Annotated in this window: 12 protein-coding genes and 2 rRNA genes (1 of these 14 only partly in view); 2 read left to right on the forward strand and 12 right to left on the reverse strand. The window is 55.1% G+C overall.

The genetic code is table 11. The annotated features are described in order from the left end of the window. Positions 1 to 53 precede the first annotated feature (53 nt). On the forward strand, positions 54 to 1,940 hold the full coding sequence (locus tag Mag101_RS14220; RefSeq protein WP_077406409.1) for an MFS transporter: 1,887 nt from the start codon (positions 54 to 56) through the stop codon (positions 1,938 to 1,940). 108 nt (positions 1,941 to 2,048) lie between these two features. Here the strand turns inward: Mag101_RS14220 and tpx are convergent, their stop codons facing one another. The 5 genes from tpx to prfC all read right to left on the reverse strand — a co-directional run bounded on the left by tpx (position 2,049) and on the right by prfC (position 6,745). Continuing rightward, the gene (tpx, locus tag Mag101_RS14225) at positions 2,049 to 2,543 is read right to left on the reverse strand and encodes a thiol peroxidase (RefSeq protein ID WP_077406412.1); all 495 of its coding nucleotides are present in this window, start codon (positions 2,541 to 2,543) and stop codon (positions 2,049 to 2,051) included. 143 nt (positions 2,544 to 2,686) lie between these two features. Then, positions 2,687 to 4,105, reverse strand: a complete 1,419-nt coding sequence (locus tag Mag101_RS14230; RefSeq protein ID WP_077406415.1) for a M20/M25/M40 family metallo-hydrolase — start codon at positions 4,103 to 4,105, stop codon at positions 2,687 to 2,689. 57 nt (positions 4,106 to 4,162) lie between these two features. Continuing rightward, positions 4,163 to 4,498, reverse strand: coding sequence for a hypothetical protein (locus tag Mag101_RS14235; protein ID WP_077406418.1), 336 nt, complete (start codon positions 4,496 to 4,498; stop codon positions 4,163 to 4,165). Then, entirely contained in the window at positions 4,495 to 5,121 is a 627-nt protein-coding gene (locus Mag101_RS14240; protein ID WP_232325040.1) for a 1-acyl-sn-glycerol-3-phosphate acyltransferase, read from the reverse strand. Before Mag101_RS14240 ends, Mag101_RS14235 begins: the two co-directional genes overlap by 4 nt. A gap of 40 nt (positions 5,122 to 5,161) precedes the next feature. Beyond that, complete coding sequence (gene prfC, locus Mag101_RS14245) at positions 5,162 to 6,745, reverse strand: peptide chain release factor 3 (RefSeq protein WP_077408358.1); 1,584 nt, start codon at positions 6,743 to 6,745, stop codon at positions 5,162 to 5,164. Positions 6,746 to 6,911: 166 nt separating this feature from the next. On the opposite strand from prfC, the gene Mag101_RS14250 reads away from it, so the two are divergent. Further along, on the forward strand, positions 6,912 to 8,687 hold the full coding sequence (locus Mag101_RS14250) for an aminopeptidase P family protein (protein ID WP_077406423.1): 1,776 nt from the start codon (positions 6,912 to 6,914) through the stop codon (positions 8,685 to 8,687). A 47-nt stretch (positions 8,688 to 8,734) separates the two neighbouring features. On the opposite strand, the gene Mag101_RS14255 is transcribed toward Mag101_RS14250, so the two are convergent. The 7 genes from Mag101_RS14255 to Mag101_RS14285 form a co-directional block, all read right to left on the reverse strand. After that, positions 8,735 to 10,105, reverse strand: a complete 1,371-nt coding sequence (locus Mag101_RS14255; protein ID WP_198039993.1) for an MATE family efflux transporter — start codon at positions 10,103 to 10,105, stop codon at positions 8,735 to 8,737. 101 nt (positions 10,106 to 10,206) lie between these two features. Next, positions 10,207 to 10,713 carry a ribosomal protein S18-alanine N-acetyltransferase gene (gene rimI, locus Mag101_RS14260; protein ID WP_198039994.1) on the reverse strand — a complete coding sequence of 169 codons (507 nt, stop codon included), beginning with the start codon at positions 10,711 to 10,713 and terminating at the stop codon, positions 10,207 to 10,209. A gap of 47 nt (positions 10,714 to 10,760) precedes the next feature. Further along, positions 10,761 to 11,549: a hypothetical protein gene (locus Mag101_RS14265; RefSeq protein WP_077406432.1), complete on the reverse strand. Its 789-nt coding sequence runs from the start codon at positions 11,547 to 11,549 to the stop codon at positions 10,761 to 10,763. A gap of 20 nt (positions 11,550 to 11,569) precedes the next feature. Then, on the reverse strand, positions 11,570 to 13,105 hold the full coding sequence (locus tag Mag101_RS14270; RefSeq protein ID WP_077406435.1) for a 2-isopropylmalate synthase: 1,536 nt from the start codon (positions 13,103 to 13,105) through the stop codon (positions 11,570 to 11,572). Between the two features lie 556 nt (positions 13,106 to 13,661). Next, positions 13,662 to 14,141, reverse strand: coding sequence for a glutathione peroxidase (locus Mag101_RS14275; protein ID WP_077406438.1), 480 nt, complete (start codon positions 14,139 to 14,141; stop codon positions 13,662 to 13,664). 390 nt (positions 14,142 to 14,531) lie between these two features. Next, positions 14,532 to 14,647: ribosomal RNA gene (gene rrf, locus Mag101_RS14280) — 5S ribosomal RNA — on the reverse strand. Positions 14,648 to 14,852: 205 nt separating this feature from the next. Further along, positions 14,853 to 15,954 (reverse strand): 23S ribosomal RNA (locus Mag101_RS14285) (it continues 1,783 nt past the right edge of the window).

A 15,954-nucleotide genomic window follows, 5' to 3' on the forward strand; every position in this document is an offset into this window, starting at 1 on the left:
GAATGGCTTAACATGGTTTGCAAAGAACGCTTGCAAGCACGAGGGAGACCACCGTGGCCCACAAGAATCAGTTACAGCTACTCGCCAGCCGTCGCTTTCTACCATTCTTTTGCACCCAGTCACTGGGCGCCTTTAACGACAATGTATTCAAAAACGCATTGATCGTGATGATTGCCTTTCGCCTGGCAACCGACGAGGCGAACTTCCTGATCAACCTGGCTGCAGGTTTGTTTATCCTGCCGTTTTTCCTGTTTTCGGCCACCGCCGGCCAGATAGCAGACAAGGTGGACAAAAGCGTTCTGATTCGCCGTATCAAACTAGCCGAGATAGGTATTGTGTTGCTGGGCATCGGTGCACTCTATAGCGGTAATAACTATTTGTGCCTAGCGGTGCTGTTCTTACTTGGGGTGCAGTCTTCCTTCTTCGGGCCCGTGAAGTACGCGATCTTGCCCCAGCATCTGCAGAAGGCAGAGCTGGTGGGTGGCAACGCACTGGTGGAAATGGGCACCTTTGTATCCATCCTGACCGGCACCATCGTCGGTGGCCTGCTGGCCGGGTACACCGGCGAAGGCCAGTCCGGGTTACTGTGGATTTCTGCTGTACTGCTGACCACAGCAATTTCCGGTTATCTGGTATGCCGAAAGATACCCACGGCGGCGGCACCCGCCCCCGACCTCAAGCTCAACTTCAACCCGGTTACCCAAGTTGGGCGGGTGCTTAAAGAAGCGCTGAAAAAGCCATCGGTGTTTTACGCCATCATTGGTATTTCCTGGTTCTGGCTACTTGGAGCCGCCTATCTGACACAGATCCCCAGCCTGACTCGCAATGTACTGGGGGGCAGCGAGTCGCTGGTCACTTTGTTGCTGTGCTGCTTTACCATTGGTGTAGCGATTGGATCATTGCTGTGTGGGCGCCTGTCCGCCGGCCGCGTCGAACTCGGGCTGGTACCGATCGGTGCCGCTGGTTTGACGGTGGTCGGCATGCTGCTGGCCTCAGCCACCGGTAACTATCAGCCTCCTGCGGAATCCACCGTTGCCGCATTCTGGGCCAGTGACGGCTCGCTAAGTATTTTGATCAACCTGACATTGATTGGTATTTTTGGCGGATTTTTCATTGTCCCGCTTTACGCAATGATGCAGGAGCGCTCCGAAGAAAGTATCCGCGCGCGCATCATATCCCTCAACAATATCTTCAACGCCCTGTTTATGGTGGTGGCAGCACTGCTCGGTATCGTCTTCCTGAATGTTCTCGGGGCAACAATCCCACAGTTTTTCCTGGTCATCGCCCTGATGAACGCGGCGGTAGCAATCTTTGTATTTACCAAGGTACCGGAATTTGCCATGCGGCTGCTCATCTGGCTGCTTTCTCACACCATGTACCGGGTAAAACACGAAGGGCTTGAGCGTATTCCAGCGGAAGGCGCGGCCATCATAGCCTGCAACCATGTGAGCTATGTGGATGCGCTGTTACTGGCTGGCGCAGTGCGCCGCCCGATTCGCTTTATCATGTACAAGCCGATCTATCAGATTCCCGTACTGCATTTTATTTTCAAAACCAGCCGCGCCATTCCCATCTGCTCCAAACAGCAGGACCCGGAGGATTACGCGAAAGCCTTTGCAGAGATCGAACAAGGGTTGAAAGACGGCGACTTGCTGTGCATTTTCCCCGAAGGGCAGCTCACCAAAAACGGGGAGCTACAACCGTTCAAGGCGGGAATTGAAAAGATACTTGAGCGCACCCCGGTACCGGTTATTCCTATGGCGTTGAGAGGCTTGTGGGGAAGTTTTTTCAGCCATAAGGACGGCCATGCATTCAGCACACTGCCCCGGCGTTTTTGGTCAAGAGTCTGTGTCGTGGCGGGAAAACCGGTTGAGGCCACCAATGCAAGAGCAGAAGCACTTCAGGAAACCGTGCTGGACTTGCGCGGCAACCACCGTTAGATCGATACCCACTGCTCACTGTACATATATCGCGAAATCGAACAGGTCCAAAAACAAAAAAGCCGCGTCACAAATTGACGCGGCTTTTTATTTGAGAGCAAGCAACAATTACAGTGCGGCGGTAACACCGTCATAGTTAGGCTCGTCAGCGGTTTCCGCGACCTGCTCGGTATAAACAACCTTGCCAGTTTCATCGATCACCACAACAGCGCGTGAGAGCAAACCGATTAACGGACCCGTTGCGAACGCAACGCCATAGTCTTCGCCAAAGCTCGAGCGAAATGTAGAACCCAGCTTCACATTTGCAATTCCTTCAGCGCCACAGAAACGCGCCATCGCAAACGGCAGGTCCGCGGAGACGCAAACCACCACGGTATTTTCCAGCGCAGCAACCTGCTCGTTAAAGGTACGCACCGAGGTGGCGCAGGTAGGGGTATCTACCGAAGGGAAAATATTCAAGACCACGCGCTTGCCAGCCAGGTCCTGTAGCGTCAGGTCTGACAAGTCACCTTGCGCTAGGGTAAAGGCGGGGGCCTGGGTGCCGACCTGAGGCAGATCACCCACGGTGGTAATAGGGTTTCCTTGCAGCGTAACGTTGGCCATTGTGTATTCCTTGACTTACCGGTTGAATGTGTACGCAGCATGACTAGCGGGTTAAGAGTTGTCAATCTCGCCACCACCGATTGGCGGACAATAAAAAACCCCGCAAAGTGCGAGGTTTTTTAAGAAAAGATTAAATCGGCAAGTTAATTCTCGATGCTAACGCGACCGAAATCCCCTTCCATTTCCGCAGCCAGGAATGACATCACCACCCAGGCGGCAACATTCTGTTTCAGGTTATCCGGGTCGACTTTATCCAGGGTGTCATTCGGCGTGTGGTGATAATCAAAGTAATCGGTACCGTCCTGGTATAGCCCCATCGCCGGCACGCCGCGTGCGACAAACACACTGCTGTCAGGACCACCGTAGGTTTTGTTATTGCCTCGCTCAATACCCAGAGGGGCAAGCAGCTGCATCATTTGGTCGGCAATCACAAACTTGCTCTCTGGAATACGCGTATCAAAGCGCCAGATTTTGCCCGCGCCAAAGTCAGATTCGGACACCATGATAATTTTGTCCAGTGCATCCTGGTGCGCGTCCACATACTGCTTTGCACCTACCAGACCGATCTCTTCAGCACCAAACAGAACCACTCGCAGGGTGCGACGCGGGCGCTGAGGCAATTCAGAGATCAGGCGTGCGGTCTCCATCACAATCGCCACACCAGCGCCGTCATCCAGTGCACCGGTACCCTCGTCCCAGCTATCCAGGTGAGCGCCAATAAGAACCACTTCTTCTGGCTTCTCGCGGCCAACAACCTCACCAATCACGTTGAAGGACGGGCCATCGGGCAGAGGGGCATTGTGTACATCGAGCTTCAACTCTACCGGCTTACCACGCTGCAGCATGGCCTCCAGCAAGTTCGCATCCGGGGCCGAGAGGGCCAGGGCCGGCACCGGATTGGCCACGCCATCGACAGACATCATACCGGTGTGGGCAAAGCGGTCGGAATCGGTACCAACCGAACGCAGCAGCATGGCAGCAGCACCTTTTTCTGCAGCTGCACGCATACCCTTGCTGCGCCCCTGCACCGCCGGCCCGTAGCCTTCACCGGTGCGCGCACGCTCCATGCGTTTGTTAATAAAGGCGATTTTGCCCTTTACCGCGCTCGCCGGCGCCGCCATCAAGGCTTCAACATCGGCAAAAGGAACAATTTCGGCTGTCAGGCCACCTTCCGGAGTGGATGCGCCGTACCCCAGTGAGCTCACCACCAGAGGCTGGGGAAAAGGTGCGATAACCTCGGCATGCGCGTGTCCGCGCGCCCAGCGCTTTACGTCGATCTGTTCGGTGTACACGCGATCAAAGCCGAGGGCTTTCATTTTTTGCTGGGCCCAGGCTACCGCCCGCTCATCGCCCTTGGTGCCGGCACGTCGGGGGCCCACTTCCACAGTGAGAGACTCCACCAGGCTGTAGGCGTCTGAAGACTCCAGTGCGCGATCTCTAAGTACCTCAGCTACCGACAAGTCCTCTTTATTCAGCGGCGTCGCGTGTGTGGCAACGACCATCAACATCGCCGCTAAACCGCCGCTCATTGTCACAACAGGTTTCAACAGGTGCTTAAACATGATTTCTCCAATACTACTCGTGGATAGTTATTGTTATTCGATAAAACGATTTTCGATCTATTGTTTCGGCAGTGAAAGTAGACGTTCGCGTACCTCACGCAATCGTCGAATGCCCTCGTCGGAAAACAGGTAGGGCATTTTGCCGGTGTACTCGTCTTCCTCAATACGCAAACACTCTAACCGCAATAGCTCCAAAGGCGGGTCGTGACGCATGGGGTACCCGGTCAGCACACGCCATTCATTGTCATCCGCCTGCCCTGCAATCACATCCTCCAGCCCCTGCTGGAATTGCGCCCGTTCCATGCGGAAACGAGGCGTACGCATATGCATCAACCCCCAGACTACGAGTGCAAATACCGCAAAAGTCAGTCCGACGGTAATGAGCAGGTTCATTCGCTACCAACAAGTTCCGTTTGATTTTCCGGGTTGCGCCCACGATATTTACTGAAACGACGCTGCACTTCCTGCATGTCGGCCTCAAAATTACCGGTGGTGCGATACAGCGAATCAATACAGATACGCTTGGTGGGAAAATCCCAGGCGATCAGCAATACGGGCACATCCGCCGCATGCGCGATGCGCAGGAAACCGTTTTTCCATTTCGTCGCTTTCTTGCGCGTACCTTCTGGGGTAAGTGCCACCCACATTTTTTCATTTTGCTTGAATTGGCTTGCTACCTGTTTGGCCATACCACCCGCCGCGGAACGGTCGGTAGGGATACCACCAAGTGCCATAAACAGTCCTTTAAACGGGAAGAAGAATGCCTCTTTTTTCATTAGCCAGGAGGCTTTCAATTTCAATGCCAAAATAAAGGGCATCGCCACTACAAAGTCCCAGTTGGATGTGTGCGGGGCCAGTGCCACCATCAACTTTTTTTCCGCAGGGAAGTTACCGTCAAAGCGCCACCCCAGTATTTTGACAATCAAAAGCCCGAGGCCTTGTGTGAACCAATTGCCGACGCGCGGCATTTCTTCGGGTAACTGTGTAGGAATCGTGGTTTTCTTTACTGCTGTCACGGTAACAATCTCTTAAAAATTAAGCGGATTCCAATCCAGATTAATGCTCGCGGGTCGCATAGAAGCGCACGTCCGGGTAACGCTCTTCTGCAAGTTGCAGGTTAACTCGGGTCGGGGCCAGGTAAGTTAAATGCCCCGCGCCATCCACTGCCAGGTTGATACTGGCTTTGCGCTTGAAGTTCTCCAGCTCTTTGGCACTTTCACTTTCCACCCAACGCGCTGTATTCACATTCACGTTTTCGTAGATCGCTTCCACTTTGTACTCGTCTTTCAAACGATAAGCCACCACTTCGAACTGCAGCACCCCCACAGCACCGACGATGATGTCGTTGTTATCCAGGGGGAAAAACACCTGTGTAGAGCCTTCCTCGGACAGCTGCTGCAGGCCTTTTTGCAGCTGCTTCAGCTTCAGCGGGTCTTTCAGGCGGATTCGACGAAACAGCTCCGGCGCAAAGTTGGGGATACCGGTGAATTTCAGGGTTTCACCCTCGGAAAAGGTGTCGCCAATCTGGATAGTGCCATGGTTGTGCAAGCCGATGATATCGCCGGCAATGGCCTCCTCGACGTGGGTGCGATCACCGGCCATAAACGTAACGGCATCAGCAATTTTCACATCTTTGCCGATACGCACGTGCTTCATCTTCATACCGCGATTGTAAGTACCGGAACAAACGCGCATAAAGGCAATACGATCGCGGTGTTTGGGGTCCATGTTGGCCTGGATCTTAAACACAAACCCACTGAACTTGCCCTCTTCCGGTTGTACCTCACGCTCAATGGTCTGGCGTGATTGCGGGCCCGGCGCCCACTCGACAAATCCGTCGAGCATTTCGCGAACGCCAAAGTTACCCAGAGCGGTCCCGAAAAATACCGGGGTCAGCTTGCCGGCGCGGTAGGCTTCCAGATCAAACTCATGGGTAGCACCACGGACAAGGTCGATTTCTTCGCGAATTTCCTCGGCATCTTCACCCAGTAGCGCAGTGGCCTCGTCGGAATCCAAGCCTTTGATCTGAATGTCTTCAGGAATGGTGTGACCCTGCCCCTGCTGGAACACGTGAATCGTGTCCGTATACAGGTTGTACACGCCCTTGAACAGCTTGCCGGAACCTAGTGGCCAGTTAATCGGTGCCGCCTGAATATCCAGCACCTCTTCAATTTCATCCATCACTTCGATGGGATCGCGGATATCGCGATCCAGCTTGTTGATGAACGACAGGATCGGTGTGGTCCGCAGACGACATACGTTCATCAGCTTGATGGTGCGATCCTCGACACCCTTGGCGCCATCAATCACCATCAGCGCCGAATCCACCGCGGTCAGTACGCGATAGGTATCTTCGGAGAAGTCTTCGTGCCCCGGGGTGTCCAGCAGGTTTACCACGCGCTCCTTGTAGGGAAACTGCATGACTGACGAGGTTACGGAGATACCCCGCTCCTGCTCCATGGTCATCCAGTCCGAGCGCGCGTGGGGCCCTTTCTTGCCCTTGACGGAACCCGCAAGCTGAATCGCGTTTCCGAACAACAGCAACTTCTCGGTCACGGTAGTCTTACCGGCGTCCGGGTGAGAAATAATCGCGAAGGTACGGCGGCCGTTAATGCCCGCCGGAGATGAGGATTGACCCATAATGCAAACAATCGAACTGGATAAAAAACAGTCGGGCATTATACACGTCGGCACACATCTCTGGGGCTGTTAGACTGCAAAAACCCAACCAGTCTCACGCCGGGCAAACCGGACTCTCCGAGGACTTCTGGTCAAGCGCCCTCGATATTACCGACAGAGATGAACAATGAGTCAAGAAAACTTGCAGGCCCTGCAGCGGGCCTTGGTAGAGCAGCAGGTTCAGGGATTTCTGGTACCCCGCTGCGACGAGTATCAAAATGAGTATGTGCCGGCTGCAGACGAGCGTCTGGCCTGGCTCACTGGCTTTGACGGGTCCGCCGGTCTTGCCGCCCTCGCTCACACGCACACGGCACTGTTTGTCGATGGCCGCTACACGCTGCAGGCGCAGCAACAGATCGGGGACCAACCCATCGAACAACAGAGCCTCGCCACAGCCGACATCGCTAACTGGCTCTGTAACGCCCTTGAGTCCGGCGACACCCTCGGCTTCGACCCGCGCCTGCATACGGAGCCCGGGCTTGCCCCCCTCAAGCAACGTTTGAATGAGCAGGGTATTGAGCTGCGCGCGCTGGATACCAATCCAATAGACCAGATCTGGCCGGACCGCCCTGCCCCTCCCAGTGGCGCGGCACTGCCACACCCGCAAATCTTCACCGGTGAAGACTCCCAGAGCAAACGTCAGCGAATTGCCGAGGAACTCAAGCAGAGACAGCAGCAGGCTCTGTGGCTCGCTAACCCGGAAGTCTGCGCCTGGCTGTTCAATATCCGGGGAAGCGATATCCCGCACTTGCCGGTCGCGCTGAGCATGGGGTTCCTGTACCAGGATGGTTCCGCCACGCTGTATCTCGCCGCCGACGCCAACAGCGAGGCCCTGCAAAAGCACCTCGGCAGTGATATCGAGGTGGTGCATGACAAAGACAGTTTGTTCAGCGCAGCCGAACGGCAGCACGCTCAAAGCGTTTGGGCGGACCCGCAGCTGACCAATTGCTGGACTCTGCAGCAGTTGCGCGCACGTGACATTCAGATTCAGTTTTCACGGGATCCGATTACCGCCGCCAAAGCCCGCAAAAACGCCACCGAGCTGGAAGGCAGCCGCGCGGCGCACGTGCGCGACGGTGCTGCGCTATGTGAATTTCTCGCGGCACTACCGGAAGCGGTAATCCAACAGAATTTTGGCGAGATGGAAGCAGTTCAGTTGCTGCGCAGCAAACGTGAGCAGCGTGAAGGCTTTACCGACGACAGCTTTGATTCCATCTCCGGCTATCGCAGCAATGGCGCCATCGTTCACTATCGAGTCACCCCGGAGTCGAGCCTGCCGATGGCGGCAGAAGGAATCTACCTTATCGATTCCGGCGGCCAATACCCGGACGGCACCACCGACGTCACGCGTACCGTGGCTCTGGGGGCCCCTTCTGAGTCCGCGCGCGATCACTTCACCCGTGTGCTCAAGGGGCATATCGCCATCGCCACATTGAAGTTTCCCGCAGGTACCTGCGGCGAACAGATCGATGCATTCGCGCGCAAGTCGCTGTGGGATGCAGGGCTCGACTACGCCCACGGCACCGGCCATGGGGTTGGCAGTTTCCTGAGTGTGCACGAAGGACCACAGAGAATTGGCAAGGTCACCACCAACGTGGCTTTAGAGGCGGGCATGATTGTCTCCAACGAGCCGGGCTTTTATCTGACCGGCGAATACGGTATTCGCATCGAAAACCTGATTTTCGTTAAAGAGCGCGAAGGCTTCCCGGGATTCCTGGAGTTTGAAGATTTAACTCTGGCGCCCATCGATCGCCAACTGATTAATGCGGATCTGCTGAGTGACGCGGAGTTGCTGTGGCTGAATGACTACCACGATAAGGTGCGCACGACCCTTGCCAATGCAGTCGACGAGCATACTCGAGACTGGCTGACCGAGGCCACAGCGCCTATTACCAAGGAATAAAACACGCTTGTTTGGTAGCAGTGCTGCTTATGTGGCAGCACCGCTGCTCAACCGAGCGCCGCAGGCGCATCCTTGGCATATTGCCGCAAATGTTTGCGCAGCCACCACCAGGCGACTAGCCCCAGGACCAAATTGGATAACAGCGTTGCCAGAAACAGTCCGCTGATACCCCAGATCTGATTCCCCAGCCAGGCCAAGGGCAGATAAACCCCCAGTACCCGCAGGAACGAAATCATGGTCGCAGGGAGTGGGTGTCCAAGGCCGTTAAATGCGGCGTTCGCAGACATCACAAAACCATAGCCCGCATAGCTAAACGGCACCAGATACAGATAGGCCGTGGCCACATCGAGTACTTGCGGGGAATCACTGAACAGCCCCGCGATCGGCCCACCTACCAACCACAGCAACAGGCCGAGCACCACACCAAACACCAGGCAGAATCGCGTAAGTACCAACACCGTTTCATCCAAGCGCTGCAATTTTCCGGCGCCAGCATTCTGCCCCATAAACGGCCCGACTACAGATGACAGGGCGTAAAAGACAATCAAGGCCAACGGCTCAATGCGCAGCGCAATTCCGAGCCCCGCCACCGCATCTGCGCCATGGGCGGCGACCAGCGCCACTACCACACCACCGGACATGGGAATGATGACGTTGGTCGCGATCGCTGGCAGTCCGATGTGCAGCAAACTGGACCAGGAATCTTTCAGCACGGCCCAGTTCGCGGTCGGCATGGCGAGCAAGTGCTCACGTCGCGCGAGAATATACATCGCAACAAAAAAGCTAACCCCGCGAGATATGACCGTCGCCAACGCGGCGCCCTGCAACTCGAGACGCGGGAAGCCAAGCAGCCCGAAAATCAGCAACGGATCCAGGATCAGGTTAAACAGCGCAACCCCGAGCATGATGCGACCGGTCACGGAGCTATTGCCGATGCCGCGCAGAGCAGACAGGGCGACCATGGGCACTACGGCAAACACCGCACCGACATACCAGGGCACCATGTAGTCGGTAATCAGTGGCAGCAGGCGCTCTTCAGCCCCCAGTAGCCGAAATAGAGGCTCTATGGTGAGTAGCCCGGCAATACTCACGACCAGCGCGATCAGTATGGCCAGCACGGTGGCGTCGGTAACCAGGCGGCGTACCCGCTGCATATCTCCGGCACCGTAGGCACGTGCGACCACCGAAGACATTCCCGCACCGAGACCAATAGCCAGCGCATTGATCACCATCACCACCGGGAAGGTAAAGCTCATTGCCGCGAGGGGTCCATCTCCGAGCTGGGCAACAAAATAGGTGTCCACCACGTTAAATGACATGGTCGCAAGAATGCCCCAGACCATCGGCAAGGCGAGTCGACGCAAGTGCGCTGCGACAGAACCTTCAAGCAACGAAGGCTGTGATGTATGGGATGGCATGCTGATTCCGGACTTCAAGCAGGGAAATAGTGTGGTGATATATCCGCGGTCAACAGGGTAGATACCGCACCGCGCTCAACGTCATACGTATATACGTGGGCTTACAATATCAGACTCATTAAGAGCGCGTCTTCACGCGTACCATCGGATTTTGGATAGTAATTTTTTCGCCGCCCATCTTCAGAAAAGCCCAGCTTGTGATAGAGGGCGCGCGCGGAGCGGTTGGATGCCCGCACCTCCAGTAAGACCCGGGCAACGTCATCGGGGCATTGGGCGAGAACACGCTGTAAAAGCTGGGTTCCCACACCCCGGTTTTGCCATTCAGGTGCAACAGCCACATCGAAAACTTCAATCTCATCAAACAAACGACTCGTTACACAGCAGGCAACGAGGCCCGATAGCGGCTCATCCACGACCTCCGGAACCCGGAGTACCCAGCAGCGATGGCCGCTACTCAGGCTATCCCGGTATTGCTGGGCGCTCCAGGGGTGACTGTGCGCACCGCGAGCCAGTATCGCAAGCGCATCGCAGTCCCCCTCTTCCGCACGTACAAATGTGAGGTCAGCAACACTGAAACCAGAGGAAGGTGAGAAGGATGAGGAGTTCAAAGGCCAGCTTCCATGATCAACTTGCGCGGGGCAAGCGATAAGGTAGGTTATTGGCTGCGGGTCTGCTCGGGATAGAGTTTGCGCAGTAACTGCCAAACATCCCGTTTGCGCGCGGGCTCCGTCAGCAGCTCGGTAAGACTTGGCAGGGCCACAACCGAAGTGCCACCCCAGTCCGCTATCGAATCATCCAGGGAAACCGGCGCACAGAAGGACTGTGCTTGCTCGCCCATCAACCAGATGGACTTAACCGATTTCCGCGCACAAGCCGCTTCCAGCCAGCTGCGACAGGTTTCGCGCGCATCACTGACGCCTGCGGCCATGGCAAAAGGGTTTTCAGCCAGCGGCCACTTTAATTTGTCACGCTGGGAGGGTAGCTGGTGCCAGCCCAAAGCCCGCGCGATATTGCCAAACAGGGATTCCACTGGCAGAGCACTACCCGGTTCACGGCTGTCCACGGCCAGTAACTCTTCGCCGAGCCACCAGCAACTGAGAATAAACGGGGCCACCGGCTTTTCTGGAGCCGCCACCGGAGCAGATTGCACCTGTGGTTCCGGCGACTTGGTTTCGGCGGTAATACTGCCGATTACCCGCTCGACCTCCATAGGTGCAGGCGCGGTTGGCTTCGCCGGCACCTCGGGTCGCGGGTCGACACTGGCTCCGACGGCCTGCATGAGTGCCGCTGCCGAAGCAGGTTGTTCGCCTTCGCCTGCTCCCGCCGAATCCGGCGGGGGCAAAACAGCCTGGACGGGTTGCGGAGCCAGAGGCAGACAGAACCTGGGCATATAGCTGGTCACACCCAGCGCCGTCAGGTATTCGGTCCGTTGTAGCTCGTTCACTCTGATCTCCGCTTGTCCGCTCAGACGCCTTCCGGCTTTCTGCTTTTACTGGCGAGCAAGTTTAACGCATCCAGATACGCTTTGGCGGAAGCAACCAAAATATCGGTATCCGCACCTACACCGTTCACCAACTTGCCGTCACGCTCAAGGCGCACCGTCACACTGCCCTGGGAATCGGTACCCTGGGTTACGGCGTTTACGGAATACAGTTTCAGGTCTGCATTGCTGCCCACCACAGATTCAATGGCCTTGAAGGTCGCATCTACCGGGCCACTGCCCTCTGCATTGCAAGAGCGGTTTTCACCGTCGATCTTCAATTCCAGCTGCGCCTGTGGGTTACTGCCACTTTTACTGCGCACCTCAAGGTCGACCAGCTGGTAATGCTCAACTGGCTCGGCAGCACCAGAAATCAACGACTGCAGATCTTCGTCAAAGATCTCGTGTTTCTTGTCTGCCAGATCTTTGAAGCGCTGGAACAGCACATTAAATTCTGCCGAATCGGCAAAGGTCACACCCAGCTCTTCGTAGCGCGCTTTAACCGCGGCACGACCGGAGTGCTTGCCCAGCACCAAACGGTTCTGTCCCCAGCCCACATCTTCCGCACGCATGATTTCGTAGGTTTCCCGGTGCTTGAGTACACCGTCCTGGTGGATACCGGATTCGTGCGCAAACGCATTTGCACCAACGATGGCTTTGTTCGGCTGTACCGGGAAGCCGGTGATGGAAGAAACCAGGCGGGAAGTAGGCACAATGTGGCTTGTATCGATGCGGGTTTCCACCGGGTACAGATCCTGACGGGTACGCACCGCCATCACGATTTCCTCAAGCGAGGCGTTACCCGCACGCTCACCCAAACCGTTGATGGTACATTCCACCTGACGCACACCATTCATTACCGCGGAGAGGGAGTTGGCCACCGCCAACCCCAGGTCATTGTGACAATGGGTGGAAAAAATTGCCTTGTCCGAGTTCGGCACATTCTCAATCACGCGCTTGAACATAGCACCGTACTCACCGGGCTCACCGTAGCCAACCGTATCGGGAATATTGATGGTGCCAGCCCCCGCCTTGATCACCTCTTCGATGATGCGGTACATAAAGTCCGGCTCTGAGCGGCTGCCATCCTCCAGAGAAAACTCGACGTCATCGGTAAACTGGCGTGCGGTCTTTACCGCCTCAACCGCCTGACGCAATACATCCTCGGGCTCCATTTGAAGTTTGTACTTCATATGGATCGGGGAAGTTGCAATAAAGGTATGGATACGCGACGCATTGGCGTTTTTAAGCGCCTCTCCCGCGCGCAGGATGTCGGGCCCTACGGCACGCGCGAGGCTGCATACGCGAGAGTCCTTGACGGTTTCCGCAACGGCCTGCACGGCTTCGAAATCGCCCTGGCTGGCAATAGCAAAGCCAGCTTCAATCACATCGACACGCATGCGCTCGAGCATGGTCGCGATGCGGATCTTTTCTTCTTTGGTCATAGATGCGCCGGGGCTCTGTTCGCCATCGCGCAAGGTGGTATCAAAAATGACTAATTTATCTTTATTAGAGTTCATGAGGGCTCTTCTCCTAGTCTGGCCCGAGGCTAAACAGCGCAATTGTCGCTGTCTACGCGCTACTCAAATTAAGTACGGAATTCTGTTGAGACGTGTGGGGGTAAAATTATATGCCGCAGCGCGGCAGTCGTAGCGGGCTAGCTAGTAGTAGAAGGGCAGCGGTGGTATTTGCCATATCGGCACAGAGGTGGAACTTGTTGGCATTGGCACCGGTGCATACCGAGGTTTGACACCTCGCGACCGTCACTTTCGACTGGACTCTGTCCATGGATTGTTTGCGAAACATGGCTGCATCATATTCCTGATTAAAAACCTAGCTTGTGTAACCCGGCGCCCACAGCAACCTAAATGCTTATTTGCACCGGGAAACAGGACTATAAGCTTCAATCAAGCCGCAGATCAACAGCCATCCTACCAATCTGTAAATTAGGGCAGATCAAAACAACAAATAACTCGATAAATGATCCATAGACGGATAACCATCCTAGTATGGGATTATTCGCCTATGCATATTGCCTGATGCGGCAGTGACACCCATCGCACTCCAGGCAGACGCTTATAACAGCTTTTCGATATCAGCCGCGATCGCCGCCGGCTTATCTTTAGGAGCAAAGCGGTTAACCACTTCACCGTCGCGGTTGACCAAGAACTTGGTGAAATTCCATTTGATACCCTCAGTACCCAGGATACCCGGAGCCGCCTGCTTCAGGTGGGTAAACAGAGGGTGGGCATTTGTCCCATTAACATCCAATTTTGAGTAAACCGGAAAACTGACACCGAAGTTGAGTGAGCAGAATTCCTGGATTTCGCTGTCCGAGCCCGGCTCTTGCTGGCCAAACTGATTACACGGAAACGCCAGTACCGCGAACCCCTTATCTTTGTACTTCTCGTACAGCTCCTCCAGCCCCTGATACTGAGGGGTGAAGCCACACTTACTGGCTGTATTTACGATCAACAGCACCTTCCCCTTAAACTGCTCCAGGGTGGACTGCTTACCATCACCGCCTTCAACTGGAATGCTAAATATCTCGGACATAATTGACTCCTAAACGGGTACTTGGTCACTTCCTAATTGGCAATATAACGGCCCTATAAAAATCCGCAAGGGATCACAACAGCGCCGCTATACGACCTACGCCAACCGGTCCATTGTGGATTGATTTAATAAACAATTTTGGACTTATGCACAGCGCGGTTACACACAGAAACCTTGGACAGAGTTGTGGGTAACTACGGGATATTCGATGGGAGTGGCGTGGTTACTGGGGTTGCGGCGGCGCCTAAAAAACCATCATTGCGATTTGGGGATAAAACCCGCGAGGACTTACTCAATTTCAGCCTGTGGATAGGCGGTTACTGCAGATTTTTCCCACAGCGTAAAAGAAAAAAGGCCGTACAGTTTCCTGTACGGCCTTTTGGATTTGAAGCCTGACGATGACCTACTCTCACATGGGGAATCCCCACACTACCATCGGCGATGTTGCGTTTCACTTCTGAGTTCGGCAAGGGATCAGGTGGTTCCACAACTCTATGGTCGTCAGGCAAACTGGCTTGGGTTGGACTGGTCTTATGAGCTTTCTGCTCTGCGCTGCCTGTTATCGCTGTTTGCCTCGGTCTTGCGACCGGCGATAACCCCAAATAAGTCGGTAAAACATTCTGTAGTAATACACCGCAAGAACGTATGTCTCTTCTTGCGCACAATCCACTGATCATCCGATCAGTAATCGTTAGTAACCATCTCTGTTGTATGGTCAAGCCGCACGGGCAATTAGTACTGGTTAGCTCAACGCCTCACAACGCTTCCACACCCAGCCTATCAACGTGGTAGTCTTCCACGGCCCTTTAGGACTCTCAAGGAGTCAGGGAAATCTAATCTTGAAGGAGGCTTCCCGCTTAGATGCTTTCAGCGGTTATCCCGTCCGAACATAGCTACCGGGCAATGCCACTGGCGTGACAACCCGAACACCAGAGGTTCGTTCACTCCGGTCCTCTCGTACTAGGAGCAACTCTTCTCAAATTTCCAACGCCCACGGCAGATAGGGACCGAACTGTCTCACGACGTTCTAAACCCAGCTCGCGTACCACTTTAAATGGCGAACAGCCATACCCTTGGGACCGGCTTCAGCCCCAGGATGTGATGAGCCGACATCGAGGTGCCAAACACCGCCGTCGATGTGAACTCTTGGGCGGTATCAGCCTGTTATCCCCGGAGTACCTTTTATCCGTTGAGCGATGGCCCTTCCATACAGAACCACCGGATCACTATGACCTACTTTCGTACCTGCTCGTCATGTCTGACTCGCAGTCAAGCGCACTTATACCATTATGCTCATTGCATGATTTCCGACCATGCTGAGTGCACCTTCGTACTCCTCCGTTACTCTTTGGGAGGAGACCGCCCCAGTCAAACTACCCACCATACACTGTCCTCGATCCGGATAACGGACCAGAGTTAGAACCTCAAACATACCAGGGTGGTATTTCAAGGATGGCTCCACTGCAACTAGCGTCACAGTTTCAAAGCCTCCCACCTATCCTACACAAATAGGCTCAAAGTTCAGTGCAAAGCTGTAGTAAAGGTTCACGGGGTCTTTCCGTCTAGCCGCGGGTACACTGCATCTTAACAGCGATTTCAATTTCACTGAGTCTCTGGTGGAGACAGCGTGGCCATCGTTACGCCATTCGTGCAGGTCGGAACTTACCCGACAAGGAATTTCGCTACCTTAGGACCGTTATAGTTACGGCCGCCGTTTACCGGGGCTTCGATCAAGAGCTTCGCCGAAGCTAACCCCATCAATTAACCTTCCGGCACCGGGCAGGCGTCACACCCTATACGTCCACTTACGTGT

It is taken from the genome of Microbulbifer agarilyticus (assembly GCF_001999945.1).
In the GTDB taxonomy this organism is placed as follows: domain Bacteria; phylum Pseudomonadota; class Gammaproteobacteria; order Pseudomonadales; family Cellvibrionaceae; genus Microbulbifer; species Microbulbifer agarilyticus_A.